We start from the raw sequence: 25393 nt of genomic DNA, 5'->3' as shown, positions 1-25393 counted from the left end.
TAATCAAAGCTGATGCGTCAGGCTGCGCGAAGATTGCGCACGCACGTCGACAGCAGGTTTTTCAGCATCTGTGAATCGTGTTCATCGATTTCGCCGAGCATCGGTTGCTCGACCCTGTCAGCGGCACCGTCGCACTGAGCCAGCAATGTTTCGCCGGCCTTCGTCAGCGACAGCAGCCCGACGCGACGGTTGAGCGGACCGGCCACGCGCGTCACCCATCCATTCGCTTCCATCGATTTGACGACCGCGCTGGCCGCTTGCGGCGTGATCAACGAGCGCTGCGCGAGCTGTCGATTCGGACCCTGACGGCTTTCTTGTGATCGTCGGCATAGGCGGTTAGGGGTTTGTACCAAGACTTCGATATTGTACTTTACTTATCAGGGCACCTGATATTAAATTGAGTTTAGGCCGCGAGGGCGGCATTGATACGGAGAAGCAGATGAGTTACGAAGGACGCTGGAAAACGGTCAAGGTCGCGGTGGAAGGCGGAATCGCCTGGGTCACGTTCAATCGTCCGGATAAGCGCAACGCGATGAGCCCGACGCTGAACAAGGAAATGATCGACGTTCTCGAGACGCTCGAACTCGACGCCGAAGCCCAGGTTCTCGTGTTGACCGGCGAAGGCAGTGCATGGACGGCCGGCATGGACCTGAAGGAATATTTCCGCGAAGTGGACGCGGGCCCGGACGTGCTGCAGGAGCGGATTCGCCGCGACGCGAGCCGCTGGCAATGGCAATTGCTGCGCATGTACTCGAAGCCGACGATCGCCATGGTCAACGGCTGGTGCTTCGGCGGCGGCTTCTCTCCGCTCGTCGCCTGCGATCTTGCGATCGCCGCGGATGAAGCCGTGTTCGGCCTGTCCGAAATCAACTGGGGTATTCCGCCGGGCAACCTCGTGAGCAAGGCGATGGCCGATACAGTCGGTCATCGTGAAGCGCTGTACTACATCATGACGGGCGACACCTTCACGGGTCCGCAAGCCGCGAAGATGGGTCTGGTGAACAAAAGCGTGCCGCTCGCGCAACTGCGCGACGAAACGATCGCTCTCGCGGCGAAGCTGCTGAACAAGAACCCGGTCGTGCTACGCAACGCGAAGCATGGCTTCAAGCGTTCGCGCGAACTCACATGGGAGCAGAACGAAGACTACCTGTACGCGAAGCTCGACCAGGCGAACTATCGCGATCCGGAAGGCGGCCGCGAACAGGGCCTCAAGCAGTTCCTCGACGACAAGAGCATCAAGCCGGGCTTGCAGACCTATAAGCGCTAAGCGGCGCACTTCAGCAGGACGACCGAGGAGACGAACACATGCATCAAACGAACCTGTTGATTGGCGGCGCGAAACGTGCCGCGTCGAACGGCAAGACCTTCGACCGCATCAATCCGGCGACGGGCGCGGTGGCCACCCGCGCCGCGGCGGCCACCGTCGAGGATGCCGATGCGGCCGTCGCCGCGGCGGCGCGCGCGTTCCCGGCATGGGCGGCGCTTACGCCTACCGAGCGACGCAGACGCCTGCTAGCCGCCGCCGAGCGCATGGACGCGCGCACGGCCGAGTTCATCGAGATCGGCGCGGCCGAAACGGGTGCGATGGCGAACTGGTACGGCTTTAACGTCATGCTCGCGGCCAACATGCTGCGCGAAGCCGCGGCGATGACGACGCAGATCGACGGCGCGGTGATTCCGTCCGACGTGCCGGGCAGCCTCGCAATGGCCGTGCGCCAGCCGTGCGGCGTCGTGCTTGGCATGGCGCCGTGGAACGCGCCCGTGATCCTCGCGACGCGCGCGCTCGCCATGCCGCTCGCGTGCGGCAACACGGTCGTGCTGAAGGCATCGGAAGGTTGTCCCGGCGTGCATGCGCTGATCGGCGAAGCGCTGAACGACGCGGGTCTCGGCGAAGGCGTCGTCAACGTGCTCACGCATGCGCCGGAAGACGCGCCCGCGATCGTCGAGCGTCTGGTCGCAAATCCTGCCGTGAAGCGTGTGAATTTCACCGGTTCGACGCGTGTCGGCCGCATCGTCGCCGAGCTGTCCGCGCGCCATCTGAAACCCGCGCTGCTCGAACTGGGCGGCAAGGCGCCGGTGCTCGTGCTCGACGACGCGGACCTCGACGCTGCCGTCGAGGGCATCGCGTTCGGCGCGTTCTTCAATCAAGGGCAGATCTGCATGTCGACGGAACGCGTGATCGTCGATCGCAGGGTTGCCGATGCGTTCGTCGAAAAGCTCGTCGCGAAAGCGCGCACGCTGAAGGCAGGCGATCCGACACAGCCGGGCTCGATCCTCGGCACGCTCGAGAGCGAAGCCGCCGCGCGGCGTATTCGCGAGCTGGTCGAAGACGCCCGCGAAAAGGGTGCGAAGCTGCCGCTCGGTTGCGAGGTGAAAGGCGCGATCATGCAGCCGGTGATCGTCGAGAACGTGACGCGCGAGATGAAGCTTTATGCCGATGAATCGTTCGGCCCCGTAGTGACGGTGCAGCGCGTGGACGGCGACGAAGAGGCGCTGACGGTCGCCAACGATAGCGAGTACGGCTTATCGGCCGCCGTGTTCAGCCGCGATATCGCGCGCGCGATGAACGTCGCGAAACGCATCGAGTCGGGCATCTGCCACATCAACGGCCCGACCGTGCACGACGAGGCGCAGATGCCGTTCGGCGGCGTGAAGGCGAGTGGTTATGGGCGCTTCGGCAGCAAGGCGTCGATTCCCGAGTTCACCGAGTTGCGCTGGATCACGGTGCAGACGAGTCCGCGTCATTATCCGATCTAGGCGTCGGCTCCCGGCCGCAACGATTGCGGCCGCCCCATCCTTGCATGAAATGGCACAACTAGGAGACAGGTTTTGGAATCGGAGCACAGCCACGCAAGCTCTCTGGCGACCGGATACCGGAGCGTCGCCATCGGAGCACCTTCATCGCGGATCGAGAAACGCGGCGACTGCTGGTACCTCGAGACACTTGAACCTCTGGGTCCGTTTCCGGAGCGCTTTACGGACCGCCTGCTGAGCGGCGCACGCGCGCATCCCGACCGGCTGCTCGTCGCACGACGCGATGCCGGTGGCGCGTGGCAGGGCATCACGTATGCGCAGATGCTCGAGCGCGCGCGTGCGATCGGGCAGGCGCTGCTCGATCGCGATCTCAGCGCGGAACGCCCGTTGGTGATCCTGTCGGGCAACAGCGTCGAACATATGCAACTCGCGCTCGGCGCGATGTGGGCGGGTATCGCTTATGCACCCGTTTCGCCGGCCTATTCGTTGATGTCGGGCGATTACGGAAAGCTGCGCCATGTCCTCGAACTGCTCAAACCGGGTCTGGTCTACGCGGACGATATCGGGGCATACACAGCGGCGCTCGATGCCGCGCTGGGAAGCGACGTCGAACGAGTCAGCGCGGTGCCCGCGCCAAACGCGTCGAGAGTGACGCGCTTCGACACATTGCTCGACACGGCCCCGCGCGACGTCGACGCTGCCAACGCGCGCGTGAACGGCGACACGATTGCGAAGTTCCTGTTCACGTCCGGCTCGACGAACCTGCCGAAAGCCGTGCCGACGACGCATCGCATGCTGGGCGCAAACCAGCAGATGCTGCTCGAAACCTTTCCGCAGTTCGGCATCGAGCCGCCGGTCCTCGTCGACTGGCTGCCGTGGAATCACACCTTCGGCGGCAGCCACAACGTCGGCATCGTGCTGTACAACGGCGGTACGCTCTATATCGACGACGGCAAACCCGTGGCCGGCAAATTCGACGAGACGCTGCGCAATCTGCGTGAAGTCGCGCCGACCATCTACTTCAACGTGCCGAAGGGTTGGGAAGAACTGACCATCGCGCTGGAAAAGGATGCGGCGCTGCGCGAGCGGTTTTTCTCGCGCGTGAAGATGTATTTCTTCGCGGGCGCCGGTCTGTCGCAGGCGGCGTGGGAGCGTCTCGAGCGCGTAACGCTCGAACATTGCGGAGAACGCATCCGCATCATGGCCGGGCTCGGCATGACCGAGACCGCGCCGTCGTGTCTGTTCACGACGGGACCGGTATCGTGCGCCGGCTATATCGGCTTGCCGCCGCCTGGGTGCCAGGCCAAGCTCGCGCCCGTCGATGACAAATTCGAAGCGCGCTTTCGCGGCCCTCACGTGATGGGCGGTTACTGGCGAGCATCGCCGGCGCTTCAGAGCAGCGTGTTCGACGATGAAGGCTACTACCGCACAGGAGACGCCGTGCGTTTCGTCGACCCGCAACGTCCCGAACTGGGCCTGATGTTCGATGGCCGCATTGCGGAGGACTTCAAGCTTGCGTCGGGAACGTTCGTCAGCGTCGGGCCGATGCGCGCGCGCATCATCAGCGAAGGGGCGCCCTACGTTCAGGATGCCGTCATCACGGGGATGAATCGCGACGAAGTGGGCGCGATGATTTTTCCGCGCCTCGACGCGTGTCGCTCGTTGGCGGGTTCGCCCGCGGATGCGAGCGCCGAGGACGTGCTTAACACGGCCGCCGTGCGCGCTTTCTTCAGCGAGCTCGTCGCGCGGCTGAATCGGAGTGCGACAGGCAGTGCCTCGTTCATTGCCCGCATGCACCTGCTGAGCGTGCCGCCGTCGCTCGACCTCGGCGAGATCACCGACAAAGGCTCGATCAATCAGCGCGCCGTGCTCCAGCACCGGGCCGCGCGCGTGGAAGCAATGCACGAAGCCGATGCCGCCGACGCGACCGTGATCCATGCGCGCAGAGGCAGCTAGTCCAGGGACAGGAACAAATGACGTTGACTTATAAGGCGCCGCTACGCGACATGCGCTTCGTGATGGACGAGTGGCTCGACGCCACTTCGTGGTGGCGCGACGTGCCCGACTGGCAAGACCTCGATTCGCAGACCGCGCAGCAGGTGCTCGAGGAAGCGGCGCGTTTCGTCGAGGAGCGCATCGCGCCGCTCAACGCGAGCGCCGATCTCGAAGGATGTCGTTTCGACGCGGGCAAGGTGACGACGCCCGCGGGCTTTCGCGAGTCCTACGCGGAATTCGTCGAAGCGGGTTGGCCGACATTATCGCTCGACACCGGGCACGGCGGACAGGGCCTGCCGCAGCTTCTCGACGTCGCACTTCAGGAAATGCTCGCGGGCGCCAACCATGCATGGTTGATGTCGCCCGGGCTCACGCACGGCGCGATGGCATGCTTGCAGACGTATGGCAGCGAACGCGTGAAAAAGGCATTGCTGCCGAAAGTCGCGAGTGGCGAGTGGCTATCGACGATGTGTCTGACCGAGCCCCAGGCCGGCAGCGATGTCGGCCTGATCCGTTCGCGCGCGACTGAAGCACCGGGCACCGACGGGTATTTCATCGACGGCAGCAAGATCTTTATCAGCGGCGGCGCGCACGATCTGACGGAGAACATCGTTCGTCTGGTGCTCGCTCGAGTGCCCGATGCGCCGCCCGGTACGAAAGGGTTGTCGCTGTTCGTCGTGCCGGAATGGCTGGAAGACGGCGACGGTGGGCGCTCGTGCAATGGTGTCTATTGCGAAGGCATCGAAAAGAAAATGGGCCTGAAAGGCAGCCCGACCTGCACGATGCGCTTCGAACGCGCATTCGGTTGGCTCGTCGGTGAAGCGCATCGCGGTCTCGCGTGCCTGTTCGTGATGATGAACGCGGCGCGGCTGCAGGTTGCGATGCAGGGCCTCGGGCATGCGCACACCGCGTGGCAACGCGCGCACGCTTACGCGCAGGAACGCGCGCAGATGCGTGCAGTGAGCGTGCCGCCCGGTGCGAACGTCGCACCGGGGAAGGCTGCGCCGATCGCGTTTCATCCGGCCGTGCGGCGGATTCTGATGGAGCTGCGCGCGATCGTCGAAGGCGAGCGCGCGATCGGTTACTGGACCGCGCATTGGCTCGACATCGCCGCACGTCATGCCGATGCCGCCGAACGGGAACAGGCGGCGCAGCTCGCATCGCTGTTGACTCCGATTGCAAAGGCGTTTTTTACGGCCAACGGTTTTGCCGCTGCATCGAACGCGCTGCAGGTGTTCGGCGGCTACGGCTACATCCACGAGTACGGCATTGAACAGACGTTGCGCGATAGTCGCGTGTCGATGTTGTACGAAGGCACCAACGAAATTCAGGCGATCGATCTGCTGATTCGGAAGGTGCTGCCCGATGGGGCGGTGGCGTTCGATGTGCTGCTTCGCCACGTGCGCGCGGAAGCGCGGCTGTGTCAGGAGTCCGATCCGCCGGTTCGTGCCGCCGGCGCGAAGCTCGCGGAGCTAGCACAGACAGTGGAGAGCACGACACGGTCGATCAAGGCACGCCACGCGCAAGACCCGGAGACGGCATACCGGGTCGCGGACGACTATCTCGCGATGCTTGGCTGGATGCTGCTGGCGTTCGCATGGGCGCGCGCGCTGCGAATTGCGACGCCGCAATGCGAGGCGGAAACGTTCTATGTGGAGAAGCGGGAGACGGGCCGCTTCTTCTTCGACTACCCGCTCGCGGCCTTCGCTTATCGCCGCAGCCTCGTTGAAGCCGGTTGCGAGGCAACGCTGCCGTACGTTTGAAAGTCAGCTTGAGCAACACCTGCCTGATCAATACCGCTCGGCCACGTATTTAAACGGATAGTCTGGTTCCTTGTATCCGTCGGGCTTTTGCCGTTTCGGCAGCGAGACCTTCTTGCGGGCAGGCTGCTTGTACGGAATCCTCTGAAGCATGTCGCTGATGATGTTCAGTCGCGCGCGCCGCTTGTCGTTTGAATTCGCTATGAACCACGAAGCATAGTCGGTGTCCGACGCCGCGAGCATCTCATCGCGGGCACGCGAGTAGTCATACCATCGGCTATAGGATTTCAGGTCCATCTCGGTCAGTTTCCAGATCTTGCGACCGTCGTGGATGCGTGCCTCGAGACGTCGGGTCTGTTCCTCGGGGCTGACCTCGAGCCAGTACTTGAGCAGGATGACCCCGGATTCGACGATCGCCCGCTCGACGAGCGGCACGGCCTTGAAGAACGTCTGCACGTCCTCCTCGGAGCAGAAACCCATCACGCGCTCGACGCCCGCGCGGTTGTACCAGCTGCGGTCGAAAATGACGATCTCGCCCGCGGCCGGCAAGTGCGGCACGTAGCGCTGCATATACATCTGGCTTTTTTCACGTTCGCTGGGCGCGGGCAATGCAACGACGCGGAAGACGCGCGGACTGACGCGCTCGGTCATCGCCTTGATCGTGCCGCCTTTGCCCGCGCCGTCACGTCCCTCGAAGACGACGCAGACCTTGCTTCCCGTTTGCACGACCCATTCCTGCAGCTTGACGAGTTCGACATGCAGATCGAAAAGCGCCTTGCGATATTCCTTGTACGACAGCGCCCTGTCTTGCTCGGGCTGCTCGTTTTCCGACTTCGTTTTGGCCATTCTCTTCTCCCCAGCGCGGACTGTTCCAGCGTACTACGCAATGATCCATTCCCACGGTAGAGCGCGACGCGAAGCAGGGCCATACGACCTTGGTCCAATATCGCCGGTACAGGGCGCGCAGTATGATGCGGGCGTCTGCTCGCGCCTGCCCGATCCGACTGTCCTCGTCGCACCTCATCCGCATGCCAGCAAAGGGCGGGCTCGGTTCACGTCATCGCCACGGGAGGCCTCATGGATGCCACGGGTCACACGGAGCAGGAAAACTTCGGCGATAGGGAGCCGGTTCTCGATGTCGTCGATCGAGTGTGCGAGTCGTGTTTCGGCCTCTTCATGGCGCTGACGTTCGTCGGCACCGTCTCGGCCGTCGGCGCGGGTGCCGACGCGGGGCACAAGATGTTCTACACCGCGCTCGGCTGCAATCTCGCATGGGGCCTCGCGGACGCGGTGATGTTCCTCGTGCGTACGCTGGTGGCTCGCGGCAGGCGTGTGACGCTTGCGCATTCCGTGCGAGGCCAGCCGAATGCGGCCGCGGGCGTTCGGACGCTTCGCGGCGCAATGGCCGCGTGGCTCAGACCGTTGATCGGCGATACGGAGCTCGAGTCCATCCGCAGGCGTGTTGCGGCGCGGCCGGATCTGCCGCAGCGAGCAGTATTCGTGCGCGACGATTTCACCGCCGCCGCGGCTATCTTTGTGCTCGTAGTAGCCGCAACATTCCCGGTCGCGTTGCCCTTCGTGCTGTTCGCGAACGTTCCGACGGCGCTGACCGTCTCCCGTGTCTTGACTATCGCGATGTTATTCGGCAGCGGCATGGCGCTGGGGCATTACGCGGGATTTCGCGGCTGGCAGGCCGGCCTTGCGATGGCGGCGGTCGGCGTCGTGCTCACCGTAGCGATCATCGCGCTCGGCGGATGATCGAGGTCGGCCCCGCCAATCAGCTTCGCTGGCTTCGCGTTTCATTCATCAGCGACACCGCGCTTCCTGTAAGACCAAGGTCCGATTCCGCGGCGGTTTCAGCGTGACATCATGTATCTGCAAGCGTTGTAGTCGTCGCATCCGGATACCGAAGAAAATCGACGCGCGGCGATGGCATTGATGGTTCCTTGGGCGGCTATGCCGCTTCACGGCGGAGAAAAAAGATCGAGGCTTCCAGCCATCAGGACTGGCGACTCGGATCGTAACCAGAACGGAGTCGATAGTGAACAGACGGAACTTTGTGCACACGCTCGCGCTTACATCCATGGCCGCGAGTCTGGCTTTGGCGGGTTGCACGACGACCGGAGGCAGTGGCGAGAGCGCCACTACCGACGCCGCCAAACGGCAGGAGATCGACGCGGCCGTGAACGGTGCGCTGTCGAAATTGTTCGATACGGTGCAAGGCTCGCACGAGCTCGTATCGAAGGCGCAGGGCGTGCTGGTGTTTCCTTCGGTGAGGAAGGCGGCGTTCATCGTCGGTGGCGAGTACGGTGAAGGGGCATTGCGCGTCGGGGGAGCGACGGTGGGCTATTACAGTACCACTGCGGCATCGTTCGGATTGCAGGCCGGCGCGCAGTCGACCGCCGTGTTCTTCCTGTTCATGACGAAAGATTCGCTCGATAAATTCCGCAACGCGAAGGGCTGGTCGGCGGGCGTCGATGCTTCGGTTTCACTGCTGAAAGTCGGCGCTACCGGCGCGATCGATACCTCGTCGGTGACCGCCGAGGTCGTCGCGATGGTCTTGACCAATACGGGCTTGATGGCCGACCTGTCGCTGGCCGGCACCAAGGTTACGCGCATGAATCTGTAACAGGGCGCGGCAAGCAGCGGCATTCGATCGAATCGTCATGGCGCTGTCACACGGCGGCGCGTCTATCGCGTGTTGCGGTTTCGTTACAGCGAAGCCGCGCGACACGCTACGCATGCCTTGGCACGGCGACGCGCAGCGGGTAGTTTTTGGCGGACTCACCCCACTTAGCCTCCCAATCATCCCTCCCGTTGTTCCCTCGAAACGCTGCGAGCCAGACGCGCTCGCGACTCGCAGCGACGCTGCCTGTAATCTGCACTGACCTTCCTGTTTATTCAATACCGGTAGAAAAGAGAAGCCGAAACACGCGTTCTCGCCGCGGTGCTGCGTTTAGCCATCTGCCGGGCATAATTTTATTTTTTTGTGATCGATGAATGCAAATGATTCGCACTGGAATGGCGGGCGATAAAAGCGTTGACTTGCGTCAAGAAATATCGCCGGCAGATTAATTAAATTGGAGAATTAGCGTTGGCTATACCCGCTGACTCTGCGATTCGCGATGCATGAAAGCTTTACGGTTGGAAGTTTCCATCTGAAAGCGCTATCGCGCCGGACTTCACGGGCTAGTGCAAATCCGTCACGGCGCAGGGGAACATGCGGCTCTACGGCGACGCTGCCAGTTTGCTAACTTTCCTGTGAGCGCAAACGGACGGCAGGGACACTGCCCCGCCCGGTAATAATTAACTGCCTAACAAACTCTGTCGCCATTTTCCGATTGATGGCGGACAACGCAGAACACTATTGAGTAGTTTCCCGAGTAAGCGGCATAAATTAAGGTAACCCTTCGGTAAGTGATTCTGGATAGCCTATACTGACTTCCAGCCACCAGGCGTGCGAAGTACCGATTGTGAAGTCGATTATGTGGTTCGAAGCCCAAAGATAAAGACGTCGCAGTTGTACGGAATCCGTTCGCACTGGACCCGGAGGTGCCAATGATTAATCTGATCGTGTACGGCAGACACCTGGCGATCGGGGTAGCGGGAATTCTCACGGCGCTGCACGCGCAACCGCGCCACATGGGTCAATGCGGCCCGTCACAGATCGACAATGCGCGCAACGACGGTCCTCCACTATCCGGGCACGACCGTTCCAGACAGTTTTCACCCAGGCATCACCGGTTTCAGCGCGCTCGCAATATCCCCGGCGTGTCGAGCCGACAGAGTACCCGCGATACCCACGAGCCGCCGTACGCGTTGCCGGCATGGCGGCGCTGTGTCGCCGCTTGCGCGTCGTGGCTGCGAGGCGAAGGCGATAGCAGCACGCGGCGCATCCTCGACGCGAGCATGCCGCTGTGCGAGACGCTCGAAATGTTGCCGGTTCCGATCGTCACGATCGACCAGCGGGACCAGATCATCTTCGCGAACGCGCGGGCGGCGCAACTGTTCGGCTACACGAGGGAAGAGCTGATCGGCGTGCCGACCGCCAAGCTGTTTCCGATCGACGGCATCAATGCCGATCGGTCGGGTCCAGGCAATCGTGGCGCGAAGATACAAATCCCCGGCGTCACGACCACGCAGATTCTGATCGCGCGGCGGCGCGATGGCGGCGGCTTTCACGCGGAGGCGGAAACCACGCGATGCCGCGTGCACAATCAGGAATTGCGGATCACCGCGATATCGGATTGCAGTGCGTGCGGCGAAGTCGATGGAAATACGAGGGATCTCGCGCATCTCGCGCGCGTTTCTTCATTGGGCGAACTCGCCGGATCGCTCGCGCACGAGTTGAAGCAGCCGCTTACCGCGATCCTGTTCAACGCGCAAGCCGCACGCAAATTCATGGATGCGGAGACGACCAACGTAGTGGAGCTGCGCGAAGCGCTCGAAGACATCGTGGCCGACAATTGCCGCGCGAACGACGTGCTGCAAAGGATTCGCGCATTGGTGCGCAAAGGCGATGTCGAGTTGCAGTTGCTGGACGTCGGCAACGTCGTGCGCGACATCGCGACGCTCGTGCACAGCGATGCATTGACGCGCAGCGTGCGCACGAACTTCGACATTCCGAACAATCTGGCGCTCATTTGCGGCGACAAGGTTCAGCTTCAGCAGGTGATCCTGAACCTGCTGCTCAACGCTTTCGACGCGGTCAAGGATTGCCCTGCCGCGGACCGCCTCGTCGAAACGACAGCGCGTGAGGAAGCGGACGGACTGATACGGATAACGGTAAAAGATCGCGGCCAGGGCCTCGACGTCGACAGCATGGAAAGGATTTTCCGGCCATTTTTCACCACCAAACCGCAGGGGCTCGGGTTGGGTCTTTCGATCAGCCGCACGATCGTCACGGCGCACCGCGGCCGGCTGTGGGCGGAAAACAACGAGGGCAAAGGGGCATCGTTTCACGTCACGCTTCCCGTCGCGACCGATATCCGACAGAGACTCGTGCCCCGATCATCATGAACCAGACCAACACTCGCGTCTTCATCGTCGACGACGACGACAGCGTGCGCAGCGCGCTCGCCCGCTTGCTGCGCGCCTCCGGCTACCAGGTCGAATGCTTCGACAGTCCTGAGGCCTTTCTCGAACGAGCCGATCTGACGAGCATGCCAGCCTGCCTCGTTCTCGACCTGCAGATGCCGGGCATGACGGGACTCGAAGTGCAGCGCAAGCTCGATCAGCTGCTGCCGATCGTATTCCTGACCGGGCACGGCGACATCGGCTCGAGCGTCGACGCGATGAAAGGCGGAGCGGTCGACTTTCTGCCCAAGCCGGTGCGCGACTCGCTGTTGCTCGCCGCGGTGGATCGCGCGCTCGCGCGCGCGTGTGTGGAAAGCAGGCGGCGCCACGAACGCGAGGAAATAGAAGAGCGGATGCGGCATCTGACCCGCCGCGAACGCGAAGTCATGGAACTCGTCGTGACTGGCCGCCTGAACAAACAGGTTGCGAGCGATCTGGGCGCGGCCGAAAAAACGATCAAGATTCATCGGGCCCGCGTGATGGAGAAGATGAAGGCCCGATCGATCGTCGACCTCGTTCATCTGGTGCGAAAGGGCGGCGTTTGTAGGGCCGACGAAGAATAATCGCCCGAACCAGGCGCCGACTCCCGCGTTGTGCCGCCACTTTCAGCGGCGCTGGCCGACATCGCTAGTGGACCAAAGTCTTATATCTCATCGGGGTTTCAACCAGTACGCTAAGGCATCAGTGGTCCACTTTCCGGAGCGACTGCGCGTTCGCGCTGTCATATGGTCAACCCTAACCAATTCGTTGCGGTGGTCGACGATGACGAGTCGGTGTGCCGAGCCATCAAGCGTTTGCTGCATTCCGAAGGTATCAGGGCGGAGACGTTTTGCAGCGGTGACGAGTTCTTGAATGCGCTTGTGGCAATTCCGTCGTATCGGCCTGCCTGCGTGATTCTGGATGTCCAGATGCCGGGAACCAACGGCCTGGAAGTCCAGCGTCAGCTCGCGCAAATGGGCGTGCCGGTCATCGTGATTACCGCCTATGACGATCTCTCCGTCCGCCAGACCGCGCTCGCGGCCGGTGCGGCCGCGTATCTGCGCAAGCCTTTCACCAGCGCGATTCTGTTCAAGGCGGTCGAGGTGGCCATCGGCGGTCCGCCGACACCCTGAACGCGCGTCTTCGCGCCGGATGATATGAGACCAAGGTCCGATTGTCGCCGTTTCTTCGGACCACCAAACTGAACTCAGTCAACGCGTCGAACCGACACCGGCTGCGCCGCACCGAATTCGAAACCGGACGGGTTGCGGCGCGTGCGTGCCTTTGCGCGCGCGATGCGCCGCGCGGAGTGCGGCAGCGTTCAAGGATAAAAGCGGGAGCGCACGTGATGAAATCAATTTCGGTTTGTCTCGCGATTCTTCTCGGTACCGCTGCGATGCAGGTGGGCGCGGCGGACTTCGACGGCAGCAAGCGGCTGATCTGCGCGACGATCGACGCGCACGCCTGCGATCCGGGCATCGCCTGCACGCGCGCGTTGCCCGCGGATCTCGGTCTGCCGAAATTCCTGACTCTCGATTTCGACAAACGCGCGGTCGTCGGTCCCGCGCGCACGACGCCGATGCTGTCGGTCACCAAGGAGGCGGATCAGCTCCTGATCCTCGGCAATGAGTTGGGCTTTGGCTGGACGCTGGTCGTCGATTCGACGGACGGCGAGATGACGCTGACGATCGCGAACAGAAACGATGCCTTCGTGCTGTTCGGCAACTGCACGCCTTTGTAATCAGGCGGAGTGCGCGATGAAAACCGTACCCGTTTCCCTGGCCTCGCCGCGGCCACATTCTCGCGGCGCCCTCCCATTGCTCGCCGTCGTCGCGGCGCTGACGCTGCTCACCTTGCTCGCGTCATGCAAGAAGGCGCCACCGCCGCCGGTCGCCGCCGCGCCGGAAGTGACCGTGATGACGGTGACGCAACAGGACACGCCGGTCGACTTCGAATTTACCGCGCAAACGCAGAGTTCGCGTGAAGTCGAGATCCGCTCGCGGGTCGACGGCTTCCTCGACAAGCGCATGTACACCGAAGGCGCGTTGGTCAAGACGGGACAAACGATGTTCCAGATGGACCGCAAGCCGTTCGAGGCCGCGCTGCAGACCGCGAAAGGGCAACTGGCCCAGCAGCAGGCGCGTCTCGAAGTCGCCAAGGCCAATCTCGCGCGCGTGGTGCCGTTGGCGGCGCAGAACGCGTTGAGCAAGAAGGATCTCGACGACGCGGTCGGCAACGAGAAGCAGAGCGCCGCCGCGGTGATCGCCGCCCAGGGCGAAGTCGACACCGCACTGCTGAACCTCGGCTACACGACGATCAAGTCTCCGCTGAACGGCCTGTCGAGCTTCGCGCGTCTGCAGGATGGCAGCTACGTGACGGCGACCTCGAACGGTTTGCTGACCTACGTGTACCAGCTCGATCCGATGTGGGTGAACTTCAGCATCTCCGAGAACGAGATGCTGAAGTACCGGGATGACATCGCGGCAGGACATCTGCGATTTCCCGCGCACGACAATTTCTCCGTGCATCTGATTCTCGCCGATGGCTCGCCCTATGCCGAGCAAGGCCAGATCAACTTCGCGAACCCGGCGTTCAATACCGAAACGGGAACCTTCCTCGTGCGCGCGACCTTCGAAAACCCGAAGGGCACCTTGCGCCCCGGCCAGTTCGTGCGGGCCCGCGTTTCCGGCGCGATCCGGCCCAATGCGACGCTCGTGCCGCAGCGCGCGGTGTTGCAGGGCGCGAAGAGCAACTTCGTGTGGGTCGTCGATAGCGACTCGAAGGCGCATCAGCGCGTCGTCGAAGTCGGCGACTGGCAGGGCGATAACTGGTTTATTTCCGACGGACTCAAGGCGGGCGAGCGCATCGTCGTGGACGGCGCGCTGCGCGTTACCGCGGATTCGCAGCTGAAAATCATCAAAACCCTGGCGGCCGGCGGGAAAAGCCAGGCGGCGGTGGCGACGGCTGCATCGCAAGGCGCCGCGGCAGCGCCCGCCGCCGAGTGACGGGGCAGTCGCCATGAACATTTCGCGCTACTGCATCGATCGGCCGATTTTCGCGTCAGTCATTTCGATCGTCATCACGCTCGGCGGCGCATTGGCGATGTTCTCGCTGCCGGTCGCGCAGTACCCCGATATCACGCCGCCGCAAATCACGGTGTCCGCCACCTATCCGGGCGCCAGCGCCGAGGTCGTCGCGAACAATGTCGCCGCACCGATCGAGCAGCAGGTCAATGGCGCGGACAACATGATCTACATGAACTCGTCGAGTTCGTCGACCGGCAGTATGACGCTTAACGTGTACTTCCAGATCGGCACGAACCCCGAACTGGCCCAGGTCGACGTGCAGAACCGCGTGAATCTCGCGCTGCCGCAACTGCCGCAATCGGTCCAGGCGCAGGGCATTCAGGTACAGAAAAAGTCACAGGCGTTCATGATGGTGATCGCGATCTATTCGCCCACCAACCGCTACGATTCGACGTATATCGCGAACTTTACGAACATCTATGTGCTTGACGCGATCAAGCGGATTCCGGGCGCGAACCAGTCGAGTATTTTCGGCAATCCGGACTACGCGATGCGCATCTGGCTGAAGCCCGACCGAATGGCGCAGCTCGGCGTGACGGCTGCCGATGTGCAACGGGTCGTCGCGAACCAGAACCAGCAGTTCGCGGTGGGCAGCATCGGGCAGTCGCCAACGGGTTCAGCGGTGCAGCAGTCGTTCGCGGTCACGACCACGGGACGCCTCGCCGAGCCGTCGCAGTTCGACAACATCATCGTGCGCGCCGCGAGCGGCGGCGCGGCGATCGTGCGGCTCAAGGACATCGGCCGCGCCGAGCTCGGCCAGAAAGACTACTCGATTCGCAGCCGCTTCCAGGGCAAGCCGGCCACCGTGCTCGCCGTGTATCAGCAGCCGGGCGCCAACGCGCTCGACGTGGCGAAGCAGGTGCGCACGACACTCGCGGAACTGAAGAAGTCGTTTCCGGAAGGCATGACCTACGAAATCGCGATGGACACGACCGAGTTCACGCGAGCGTCGATCTCGGACGTGATCCATACGTTCTTCGAAGCGCTGGTGCTCGTCGTGATCGTCGTGTTCGTATTCCTGCAAAGCCTTCGCGCGACGCTGATTCCGATCATCGCGGTGCCGGTGTCGATCGTCGGCACCTGCATGTTCATGCTGCTGCTGGGCTTTTCGATCAATATGCTGACCTTGTTCGGCATGGTGCTCGCGATCGGTATCGTCGTCGACGACGCGATCGTCGTGATCGAGAACGTCGAGCGCAACATGACGGTGTACAAGCTCTCGCCGAAAGAGGCCTCGAAGAAGGCGATGGACGAAGTCGCCGGCCCGGTCGTGGCGATCGTGCTGGTGTTGTGCGCGGTGTTCGTGCCGGTCGCGTTTCTCGGCGGCATCACCGGCCAGATGTACAAGCAGTTCGCGATCACGATTGCGATTTCGGTGGTGCTGTCCGGCATCGTCGCACTGACCTTGTCACCGGCGCTCGCCGCGTTGCTGCTTAAAAGCACGCACCACGAGAAGAAGGGCTTTTTCCGCTGGTTCGACAATCAGTTCGCCCGCATGACGTCGGGCTATACACGCGCGGTCAAGCTCATCATCAAGCGCTTTGTCATGGGGCTCGTGTTCTTCGCGGCGATGATCGCGCTGGCGGTGCTGATGGTGCGCTCGATTCCGTCGGCGTTCCTGCCGCCTGAAGACCAGGGTTATCTGCTCGGCGCGGTCATCATGCCGGACGCGGCTAGCCTCGACCGCACCGGCCAGGTGTCGCAAGTCATCACTGACTATTTCATGAAACAGGAGGCGGTCATCACTGACTATTTCATGAAACAGGAGGCGGTCGGCAGCATCACCACGGTCGATGGTTTCAGCCTGCTCGACAACCAGAACAAGAACAATGCCGGCACCTTCTTCGTCGGTCTGAAGAGCTTCGACGAACGCTATACGCGCGCCAACCGCGCGACGCAGAACGCGCGCCAGGTGCTGCTCGACGCGTATCGCCACTTCGCGAACGTCCAGGAGGGCATTATTCTGCCGGTCAACCCACCGTCGATTCCGGGGCTCGGCACGACGGGCGGCACGGAGGTGTGGATTCAGAGCAAGGGCGACGCGACCATCACACAGCTTGCGGGCGTGGCCGACCAGTTCGTACAGAAAGCGCGGGCGCGCAAGGAGTTGACCGGCGTCACGATGACGTTCAATGCGGCGTCGCGGCAACTGCTGGTCAACGTGGATCGCGACAAGTCGGAGACGCTCGGCGTGCCGGTCGAAGACGTCTATAGCGCGATGCAGACGATGTTCGGCTCGCTGTACGTATCGCAGTTCAATCGTTCGAGCCGGCTGTGGCAGGTGATCCTGCAGGCGGAGCCGCGGTATCGCCTGAAGCCTAGTGATCTCGATCAGATCTTCGTGCGCAGCACGAACGGCGCGATGGTGCCGATCAAGTCGGTGGCAAGCTACCGCTTTACGACGGGCCCGGACCTCGTCACGCGATTCAATAATTTCCCGGCCATCAAGGTCACGGCGAACGCCGCGCCGGGCTACAGCTCCGGACAGGTGATCTCGACGCTGGAACAGATCGCCGCGCAGATGCCGGAAGGCTACGACGTGGCATGGAGCGGCGAAGCATTCGAGGAACGGCAGTCGGGCGGCACGTCCGGGCTCGTCTTCGTATTCGGTCTCGTGATGGTGTTCCTGATCCTCGCCGCGCAGTACGAGAAGTGGTCGCTGCCGGTCGGCGTGCTGATGGCGGTGCCGTTCGCGCTGTTCGGCGCGCTGCTCGCGATCATGCTGCGCGGCCTGTCCAACGACGTCTACTTCCAGATCGGTTTGACGATGCTGGTCGCGCTCGCCGCGAAGAACGCGATCCTGATCTTCGAATTCGCGGTGCTCAATCGCGAGACCGGCGCCTCGGTGTTCGACGCGACGATGACCGCGGCGGAAGAACGGCTGCGCCCGATCGTGATGACCTCGCTCGCGTTCATTCTCGGCTGCGTGCCGCTCGCGATCGCGACGGGCGCATCGGCCAACAGCCGTCATTCGATCGGCACCGGTGTGATCGGCGGCATGTTGGGCGCGACGGCGATCGCCGTATTCTTCATCCCGATGTTCTATTACCTGCTCGAATCCATGTCGTCGCGCTCGAAGGGAGGCAAAAAGCCGACGCCGGGCGTGGAGCCCAGCGGCGGCGCAGGACGCGAACCCTCGGCGGTGTCGGGGCCCGGTGCGTCGAGCGAGGCGCCGTCCGCGCCGCAGGAAGGTGAATGAGATGCGCGGCACGGCACCGGCGCGTTTGCTCGCATCCGTCATGCTGCTCGCGCTGAGCGGATGCCTGCTAGGCCCCAACTACCAGCGCCCGGCGGTCGACGTGCCGGCCACTTATCGTTTCGCCCAGGGCGAGGCCGCGGGCATCGCCAACGCCGTGTGGTGGGAGCAGTTTCAGGACCCGGTGCTCGATCAGCTGATCGCCGCCGCGCTGCAGGACAATCGCGACGTGAAGGTCGCGGCCGCGCGGGTCGACGAGTTTCGCGGGCAGTTCGTGACCACGCGCTCCGGGCTGTTCCCGCAGCTTTCGGCAGGCGCCGACGCGTCGCGTCAACGGGTCTCGCAGGACGAAGGCGTGCCGGTGCCGACGGGCGTGAGCCCCGTCTACAACCAGTTCGACGCAACGCTGGCGGTGTCCTGGGAACTCGATCTGTTCGGCAAGGTACGCCGGGAAACCGAGGCGGCACGCGCGAATCTGCTCGCAAGCGAAGAGGGCCGCCGCGCCACGATTCTGACGCTGGTGAGCTCGGTCGCGTCGGCCTACATTAATCTGCGCAGTCTGGACCGGCAGCTAGAGATCGCGAAGGAGACCGTGCAAAGCCGCGCGGAATCGGTGCGCGTGTTCGAGGCGCGCTTCCGCTACGGCGAGGTCTCGCAGATGGAACTCGCGCAAAGCCAGTCGGAGTATCAAGCCGCGCAAGTCACGATTCCGCAGCTCGAAGCGCAGATCGCCCAGCAGGAAGACGCGTTGTCGGTGTTGATCGGCAGGAATCCCGGCGCGATACTGCGCGGCCGTGAGCTGTCGCAGATGGGCACGCCGCCGATTCCCGAGGGGCTGCCGTCCGATCTGCTCGAACGCCGTCCCGACCTGCTGGAGGCCGAGCAGACGCTGGTCGCGCAAAACGCGCTGATCGGGGCGGCGCGCGCGCTGTACTTCCCGTCGATTTCGCTGACCGGGCTGTTCGGTTCGGTCAGCGCGCAGTTTTCGAATCTGTTCACCGGCCCGGCGCGCGTGTGGTCGTTTGCCGGCAGCGTCACGCAGCCGATCTTCACGGCGGGCAACATCACCGGCCAGGTGCACCAGGCCGAAGCGCGCCAGCAGGAATCGCTGTACTCGTACGAAAAGGCGATCCAGGTAGCGTTCCAGGAGGTCGAGGACGCGCTCATCTCCGTGCAGAAGACGCATCAGGCACTCGATGCGCAAAACCTCCAGGTCGAGGCGCTGCACACCTATGCGCACCTCGCGCGGCAGCGCTACGAAGGCGGCTATACGAGCTACATCGAAGTGCTCGATGCGGAGCGCAGCCTGTTCAACGCGCAACTGACCTATGCGCAAACTCAAGGCGCGGTGCTGGCCTCGTACGTCACGCTCTATAAGGCGACGGGCGGTGGCTGGGTGGCCGAGGCGGAAAAACTGACGGCGCCGCCGCCCGCGCAGCAAAACTCGCCGGCGATGGCGCCGGTCTCGCAGAACGCGCCCGCGCCGGCTGGAACGTCGGGTGCAGTGGAGGCGAGATGATGGGCAACGAGCTGATTGCGTGCGAAGAGTGCGACCTGCTTCAGCTCGGCGCGCCGCCCGCCGCCGGCAATGCGTTGCGCTGCCAGCGGTGCCGCGCGGAGCTCAGGCGCGGACGCTCGAACGGGCCGGAGTATGCGCTCGCATTCTCGTGCGCGTCCGCGGTGCTGCTCGTGATCTCGAACGTGTTTCCGATCGTCGGTCTGTCGTTGAACGGCCATGTCGTGCAGACGACGCTCGCGGGTTCGGTGCGCATGCTGTACAGCCACGGCTCGTGGCCGCTCGCCTTGCTGGTCGGCCTGACGACGATCGTCACGCCGGTGCTGCAAACCGCGGCGATGCTGTGGCTGCTGCTGCCGCTGCGCTTCGGGCGCGTGCCGTGGCGGCCGGCCGAGTGCTTTCGTCTGTTTCAGTTCGCGCGGCCGTGGGGCATGACCGAGGTGCTGATCCTCGGCTTGCTGGTCGCGCTGGTCAAGCTCGCGCATATCGCCAAGGTGGTGCCGGGCACTGCGCTGTGGTCGTTCATCGCGCTGATGCTGCTGCTCGCGGCCGCGGCGGCGACCTTCGATCCGCATGAGGTGTGGGCGCGCATCACGGCAGCGCGTGGCGCGCGGGCGTGGCAGTTGCCGCCGATCCGCGTGCGCCGCAACGCCATCACGGCGTCTGCCTACGGGCTCGTGCTGTGCGAAGAATGCGGCCTGCTGCTCAAGCAGCCCAGCGGCGCGGTCAAGCACGTCTGTCCGCGCTGCAAGGCGCCGTTGCACCAGCGCAAGCCCGCGAGCCTGTCGCGCACGTGGGCGTATCTGGTGGCCGCGATGGTGCTCTACATTCCGGCCAACGTGCTGCCCGTGATGGACACGAGTTCGCTGTTCGGCACACAGAAGGACACGATCCTGAGCGGCGTGGTCTATCTGTGGGTATCGGGCTCCTGGCCGCTTGCGCTGCTCGTGTTCATCGCGAGCATCGTCGTGCCGATGCTGAAGATTCTCGGCATCGGGTATCTCGCGCTGTCGACCCAGCTTCGTTGGCAATGGCTGCCCGGGCAGCGCACGCGGATCTATCGCCTGATCGAGCTGATCGGTCGCTGGTCGATGCTCGACATCTACGTGATCACGATGCTGGTCGCGCTGGTGCAATTCCAGGCGCTGGCGACGATCAAGGCCGGCCCGGCGGCGATCGCGTTCGGCGCGGTCGTCGTGCTGACCTTGCTTGCCTCGATGGCGTTCGATCCGCGCCTGATGTGGGACGCTTTGGAGACCGAACGTGTCCACTCCGACTGAAGAGCCCGAGCTGCCCGCCGCGGAGCCGGTGCCGCGTTCGCGCTGGCGGATGCAACTGGTCTGGCTCGTGCCGATCGTGGCGATCCTGATCGGCGGTTGGCTGGCGGTGAAGGCGGTGATGGAGCGCGGCGAGCAGATCAGCATCAGCTTCAAGACCGGCGACGGTCTCGAAGCAGGCAAGACGAAGCTCAAGTTCAAGGACGTCGATATCGGCGTGGTCGAAGCGGTCTCGCTGACGCCGGACCACAAGCGCGTGGTGGCCAAGGCCGAGGTGACGCGCGACGTGTCGGACCTGCTCGTCGACAACACGCGCTTCTGGGTCGTGCGTCCGCGCATTTCGGGTGGCACGGTGTCGGGGCTCGGCACGCTGCTGTCGGGCTCGTATGTCGACGTCGACGTCGGCAATTCGCCAAAAGCGCGCCGCAGTTTCGTCGGCCTCGAGGAGCCCCCCGTGATCGCGAGCGACGTGCCGGGGCACGAGTACACGTTGCACGGCACGGGACTCGGCTCGCTCGACGTGGGTACGCCCGTGTTTTTCCGCAGAATTCAGGTGGGCCAGGTCGCGTCGTACCAGTTGGACCCGGACGGCCACGGCGTCACGGTGAAGGTGTTCGTCAACGCGCCGTATGATCGCTTCGTCAGAACCGACACGCGCTTCTGGCACGCCAGCGGTGTCGACATGTCGTTCGACAGCAGCGGCTTGCGCGTCGAAACGCAGTCAATCGTGTCGATCATCATCGGCGGGATCGCGTTCGAATCGCCGCCCGATTCACAGGTAGAGACGAGCGCCGCTACCAGCACCCGGTTCGAGCTGTACGCCACGCGCGCCGACGCGATGAAGATGCACGATCGCATTGTCGTCAAATACGTGGTGAACTTCGCGGATTCGGTGCGCGGTCTGACAGTTGGCGCGCCGGTCGATTTCCGCGGCGTCGAAATCGGCGAAGTGACGGCGATCTACACGCGCTTCGATCCGGACACCCGCCGCTTCAGCAGTCCGGTCGAGATCAATCTCTATCCGGAGCGGTTCACGTCGCGCTATCAGAACGACGGCGCCGGCGGACACCTCACCAACGACCCGCGCGGTCTCGCGAACTATCTGGTCGAGCACGGCTTCCGCTTCCAGTTGAGAACCGGCAATCTGCTGACCGGCCAGCAGTATCTCGCGCTCGACTATTTCCCCGACGCGCCGAAGGCGTCGATCGACTGGAACAAGACGCCGCCCGAAATGCCCGCGATTCCGCGCACGCTGCAATCGCTGCAGGAATCGGTCACGCGACTGCTCGCCAAGATCAACAACATACCGTTCGAGGATATCGGCAAAGACGCGCGCTCGACGCTGCGCACCACCAACGCGATGCTCGGGCAGCTCAACACGCAGGTCGTGCCGAAAGCGCGCGACACGCTGCTGTCCGCGCAATCGACGCTCGATTCCGCGAATGCCGCGCTGCAGCCCGACTCGTCGCTGCAGCAATCGACGGAGGACGCAATGCGTGAATTGACTCGCACCGCTGCCTCGTTGCGCACGCTGGCCGACTATCTGGCGCAGCATCCGGAATCGCTCGTGCGCGGCAAGTCCGAGGACAAGAAGCCATGACAGATGTGATGCGCCGCTTCGCGGCGGGCCTGATGCTCGCGCTCGCCGGCGCTCTGCTCGGCGCCTGCAAGTCGCCGGCGACGAACTTCTACACGCTGAGCCCCGACGAGTCGTTGAGCAGCACCGGCGCGAGCCGGCCGATCGTGGCGGTGATTGGTCCGGTCACGATACCCGAGATCGTGGACCGGCCGCAGATCGTCACGCGGATCGCTAACAACGAGGTCGCGGTCAACGAATTCGACCGCTGGGCGCAGCCGCTCGGTGGCGACATCGGCCGCGTGATCGCGGCCGATCTCGGCGCGCTGCTGAACTCGCAGCAGATTTCGGTATTCGATGCGGTACGCGATCCGTCCGTCGTCTGGCGCGTGCGGATCGACGTGATGCGCTTCGAGTCCGTGCCGGGGCGCGACGTCACCGTCGATGTGCTGTGGACCGTGCGGCCGCCCGGCAAGGTCCGCGCCATCACCATCACCGGCCGCTCGGTCGCGCGCGAGAGCGTGTCCGGTCCCGGATTCGAGCCGATCATCGCCGCCCAGGATCGCGCGCTCGCCTCGGTGAGCCGCGATATCGCCGCAGCGGTGCAGGCAAAACCCGCTCAATGAGACGTCGCGCTGCGTCACGTCGACACGCGCCGCGCCCGAACCCGTGCGCTGCACCGGGTCGCGCGCACAATAAGACCTTGGTCCGATTGCTAGAGCTCTGGGCCAACTCCACGATTCAATCGATGCACGGCGCGTGCCTCGGCACCGATCGTGACGTGCACCTTTCAGGAGTCTTCCGATGGACGCTGAAACGCTGTTGTCACAAAGCCAGGACATTGCCTCAAAAATCACCCACGTGCTGCAGAAGCGCACGCAAATCGCCCAGCGGCATCTGAATGAACGGGTCACCGAAACGCTGGGGCTCGATCACGATGGCGCCCCGACCGCAAGCGCGATGCCCGCGCCATTCGATCCGCTCAGTGCGTGGCAATACACGGTAGATGCCGCGCAGCGCTCGCTGCTGTTCTGGGACACGCTGTACCGGCGCGGCAACGAGTTCGTCGAACGCAGCGTCAGCGGTCCCGCGCCGGTGCTGCATTTCGAGTACGACATGGTGCTGGACGGCCGCACCTTCGAACGGCCGGTCAACTATGCGCTGCTGCAACTTCGTCCGCTCGAAGGCGTGGGCGTGGACGTGCGCAAACGCCCGTATCTGATCATCGATCCGCGCGCGGGGCACGGCCCCGGCATTGGTGGCTTCAAGGACGATTCGCAGGCGGGCATCGCGCTGCGCGCGGGCTATCCCGTCTACTTCGTGGTGTTCTTTCGCGACCCCGAGCCCGGTCAGACCCTGCTTGACGTCTGCAACGCCGAGCAGCTATTCGTGCGCAAGGTGCGCGCGCTGCATCCCGACAGTCCGAAGCCCGCGATCATCGGCAATTGCCAGGGCGGCTGGGCGGCGATGATGCTCGCCAGCTCCGACCCCGAGGAGACCGGCCCGATCGTCATCAACGGTGCGCCGATGTCGTACTGGAGCGCGGCCTGGAGCGAAGGCGAGGGCGACAACCCGATGCGTTACGCGGGCGGCATGCTGGGCGGCGCGTGGCTCGCGTCGTACGCGGCGGATCTTGGCAACGGCAAGTTCGACGGCGCGTATCTGGTGGAGAACTTCGAGAACCTGAATCCCGCCAACACGTTCTGGGACAAGTACTACCACCTGTTCTCGAACGTCGATACGGAGCCGCCACGCTTTCTGGAATTCGAGCGCTGGTGGGGCAGCTACTACCTGATGAATCGCGAGGAGATCGAATGGATCACGCGCAACCTGTTCGTCGGCAACAAGCTGTGGTCGGGCGGAGTGACGAACAGCAGCGGCCAGGCTTTCGATCTGCGTGAAATCCGCTCGCCGATCATCCTGTTCGCGTCGATGGGGGACAACATCACGCCGCCTCAACAGGCGTTCAACTGGGTGGCGGACCTTTACGGCAGCACCGAGGAGATCAAGTCGCGCGGCCAGGTGATCGTCGGTCTGACGCACCAGAACATCGGGCATCTGGGCATTTTCGTGTCCGGGAAAGTCGCGAAGAAGGAGCACAAGCAGATCATGTCCGTGCTCGAGACCATCGAAACCTTCCCGCCCGGACTCTACGGCATGACCATCAACGAGGCCAGGAACGCGGCCGAGGAGATCGAATACGAAGTCGAATTTCATGAGCGGCGGCTCGAGGAGATTTCCGCGCATTTCAACCGCTTCGGCCGCATCGACGAAAAGCCGTTCGAAGCGGTCGCCGCGGTGTCCAATCTGAATCAGCGCATGTATGAACTGCTCGCGCGGCCGTTCGTGCAGGCGATGTCGAACGAAACGAGCGCCCGCCTGCTGCGCCAGTTTCATCCGCTGCGCTGGCAGCGCTGGGCCGTGTCCGCGATGAACCCGTGGCTTGGCTGGCTGCCGGCGGCCGCGCAGTCGGTTCGTGAGAATCGCCAGCGGGCCGCCGCCGATAACCCGTGGAGCAAGCTCGAACACAACGGCTCGCAAATGTTCAGCGCGTCGCTGGACTATTACCGCGCGATGCGCGACGCGGGGACCGAGGCCAGCTTCTTCAGCGTGTACGCGAATCTGTATGCGACGTATCTGAGCAAGCCGGGCGCCGATGGCGTGGCCGCGCAAGCCGGCGCGATCGATCCGCGCGAGCTGCCGTTCGTGCGCACGGCGTTGCAGGCGATCGGCGACGGCGGCTACACGGAGGCGCTCGGGCGCGCGGCCTTTCTGTTGTCGCGCAAGGGCGGGTCGTTGCCGCTCGCGCGCCTGGAGATGCGCAAGGAGATCGCCGAAAGTTACGTGGAGTACCTGCCCGACATCAGCCCCGATCACTGGCGGCGGATCCGGGGCGAGCAGGAAATCATCGTCAGCTTCGAACCGGACGAGGCGATAGCCACGTTGCCGAAGCTGCTTTCCCACAGCGAGGACCGCGAGCGCTTTCTACAACTGCTCGACAAGCTGGCGAGCGACGAGCGCGTGTTGAACACCGCGCCCGACGCCGCGCAAAGGGAGGCGTTCGAACGCATCCGCGCGGTGCTGGGTTCGCGCGAGAGCCGCAAGCGCAACGCACGTTTGCCCGACCCCACTCGCACGTGAGCAACCGGCGCGATGCGCGGCAGGACGCAAGCGTGAC

General features: G+C 63.7%; 19 protein-coding genes. 17 read left to right on the top strand and 2 right to left on the bottom strand.

Features of this window, described 5'->3' with window-relative positions; genetic code table 11:
- Nucleotides 1-17 precede the first annotated feature (17 nt).
- Entirely contained in the window at nucleotides 18-353 is a 336-nt protein-coding gene (locus OKW27_RS18775; protein WP_429334383.1) for a MarR family winged helix-turn-helix transcriptional regulator, read from the bottom strand.
- Nucleotides 354-439: 86 nt separating this feature from the next.
- Between OKW27_RS18775 and OKW27_RS18770 the strand changes: the two genes are divergently transcribed.
- The 4 genes from OKW27_RS18770 to OKW27_RS18755 all read left to right on the top strand — a co-directional run bounded on the left by OKW27_RS18770 (nucleotide 440) and on the right by OKW27_RS18755 (nucleotide 6512).
- Nucleotides 440-1267, top strand: a complete 828-nt coding sequence (locus OKW27_RS18770; protein WP_090810398.1) for a p-hydroxycinnamoyl CoA hydratase/lyase — start codon at nucleotides 440-442, stop codon at nucleotides 1265-1267.
- Nucleotides 1268-1305: 38 nt separating this feature from the next.
- The gene (locus OKW27_RS18765; protein ID WP_429334382.1) at nucleotides 1306-2757 is read left to right on the top strand and encodes an aldehyde dehydrogenase; all 1452 of its coding nucleotides are present in this window, start codon (nucleotides 1306-1308) and stop codon (nucleotides 2755-2757) included.
- 72 nt (nucleotides 2758-2829) lie between these two features.
- Nucleotides 2830-4710, top strand: coding sequence for a feruloyl-CoA synthase (locus tag OKW27_RS18760; protein WP_429334381.1), 1881 nt, complete (start codon nucleotides 2830-2832; stop codon nucleotides 4708-4710).
- 17 nt (nucleotides 4711-4727) lie between these two features.
- A complete protein-coding gene (locus OKW27_RS18755; protein WP_429334380.1) occupies nucleotides 4728-6512 on the top strand; it encodes an acyl-CoA dehydrogenase family protein in 1785 nt (594 codons plus the stop codon).
- A 27-nt stretch (nucleotides 6513-6539) separates the two neighbouring features.
- Here the strand turns inward: OKW27_RS18755 and ppk2 are convergent, their stop codons facing one another.
- Nucleotides 6540-7355, bottom strand: a complete 816-nt coding sequence (gene ppk2 / locus OKW27_RS18750) for a polyphosphate kinase 2 (RefSeq protein ID WP_187611524.1) — start codon at nucleotides 7353-7355, stop codon at nucleotides 6540-6542.
- 231 nt (nucleotides 7356-7586) lie between these two features.
- On the opposite strand from ppk2, the gene OKW27_RS18745 reads away from it, so the two are divergent.
- The 13 genes from OKW27_RS18745 to OKW27_RS18685 all read left to right on the top strand — a co-directional run bounded on the left by OKW27_RS18745 (nucleotide 7587) and on the right by OKW27_RS18685 (nucleotide 25356).
- Nucleotides 7587-8267 carry a hypothetical protein gene (locus OKW27_RS18745; protein ID WP_429334379.1) on the top strand — a complete coding sequence of 227 codons (681 nt, stop codon included), beginning with the start codon at nucleotides 7587-7589 and terminating at the stop codon, nucleotides 8265-8267.
- A 283-nt stretch (nucleotides 8268-8550) separates the two neighbouring features.
- Nucleotides 8551-9138, top strand: coding sequence for a BPSL1445 family SYLF domain-containing lipoprotein (locus tag OKW27_RS18740; RefSeq protein ID WP_429334378.1), 588 nt, complete (start codon nucleotides 8551-8553; stop codon nucleotides 9136-9138).
- Nucleotides 9139-10067: 929 nt separating this feature from the next.
- Nucleotides 10068-11528, top strand: coding sequence for a PAS domain-containing sensor histidine kinase (locus tag OKW27_RS18735; protein WP_429334377.1), 1461 nt, complete (start codon nucleotides 10068-10070; stop codon nucleotides 11526-11528).
- The gene (locus tag OKW27_RS18730) at nucleotides 11525-12148 is read left to right on the top strand and encodes a response regulator transcription factor (protein WP_090808962.1); all 624 of its coding nucleotides are present in this window, start codon (nucleotides 11525-11527) and stop codon (nucleotides 12146-12148) included. The genes OKW27_RS18735 and OKW27_RS18730 overlap by 4 nt, the downstream gene beginning before the upstream one ends.
- Before the next feature lie 162 nt (nucleotides 12149-12310).
- The gene (locus OKW27_RS18725) at nucleotides 12311-12697 is read left to right on the top strand and encodes a response regulator transcription factor (RefSeq protein ID WP_090808964.1); all 387 of its coding nucleotides are present in this window, start codon (nucleotides 12311-12313) and stop codon (nucleotides 12695-12697) included.
- A gap of 215 nt (nucleotides 12698-12912) precedes the next feature.
- Nucleotides 12913-13305, top strand: a complete 393-nt coding sequence (locus OKW27_RS18720; protein ID WP_090808966.1) for a hypothetical protein — start codon at nucleotides 12913-12915, stop codon at nucleotides 13303-13305.
- 16 nt (nucleotides 13306-13321) lie between these two features.
- Nucleotides 13322-14569, top strand: coding sequence for an efflux RND transporter periplasmic adaptor subunit (locus tag OKW27_RS18715; RefSeq protein WP_429334376.1), 1248 nt, complete (start codon nucleotides 13322-13324; stop codon nucleotides 14567-14569).
- Nucleotides 14570-14582: 13 nt separating this feature from the next.
- A complete protein-coding gene (locus OKW27_RS18710) occupies nucleotides 14583-17849 on the top strand; it encodes an efflux RND transporter permease subunit (protein ID WP_429334375.1) in 3267 nt (1088 codons plus the stop codon).
- Nucleotide 17850: 1 nt separating this feature from the next.
- Nucleotides 17851-19365 carry an efflux transporter outer membrane subunit gene (locus OKW27_RS18705; RefSeq protein WP_090808969.1) on the top strand — a complete coding sequence of 505 codons (1515 nt, stop codon included), beginning with the start codon at nucleotides 17851-17853 and terminating at the stop codon, nucleotides 19363-19365.
- Nucleotides 19362-20642, top strand: a complete 1281-nt coding sequence (locus OKW27_RS18700) for a paraquat-inducible protein A (protein ID WP_429334374.1) — start codon at nucleotides 19362-19364, stop codon at nucleotides 20640-20642. Before OKW27_RS18705 ends, OKW27_RS18700 begins: the two co-directional genes overlap by 4 nt.
- Complete coding sequence (locus tag OKW27_RS18695; protein ID WP_429334373.1) at nucleotides 20626-22239, top strand: intermembrane transport protein PqiB; 1614 nt, start codon at nucleotides 20626-20628, stop codon at nucleotides 22237-22239. The genes OKW27_RS18700 and OKW27_RS18695 overlap by 17 nt, the downstream gene beginning before the upstream one ends.
- Complete coding sequence (locus tag OKW27_RS18690) at nucleotides 22236-22841, top strand: PqiC family protein (protein WP_429334372.1); 606 nt, start codon at nucleotides 22236-22238, stop codon at nucleotides 22839-22841. Before OKW27_RS18695 ends, OKW27_RS18690 begins: the two co-directional genes overlap by 4 nt.
- Before the next feature lie 178 nt (nucleotides 22842-23019).
- Nucleotides 23020-25356: a DUF3141 domain-containing protein gene (locus OKW27_RS18685; RefSeq protein WP_429334371.1), complete on the top strand. Its 2337-nt coding sequence runs from the start codon at nucleotides 23020-23022 to the stop codon at nucleotides 25354-25356.
- Nucleotides 25357-25393: the final 37 nt, after the last annotated feature.

This window comes from Paraburkholderia sp. 35.1, from assembly GCF_050436525.1.
Taxonomy (GTDB): Bacteria; Pseudomonadota; Gammaproteobacteria; order Burkholderiales; family Burkholderiaceae; genus Paraburkholderia; species Paraburkholderia tuberum.
Note: the sequence above shows the minus strand (reverse complement) of the source record. Positions and strands in the feature narration are given on the sequence as shown.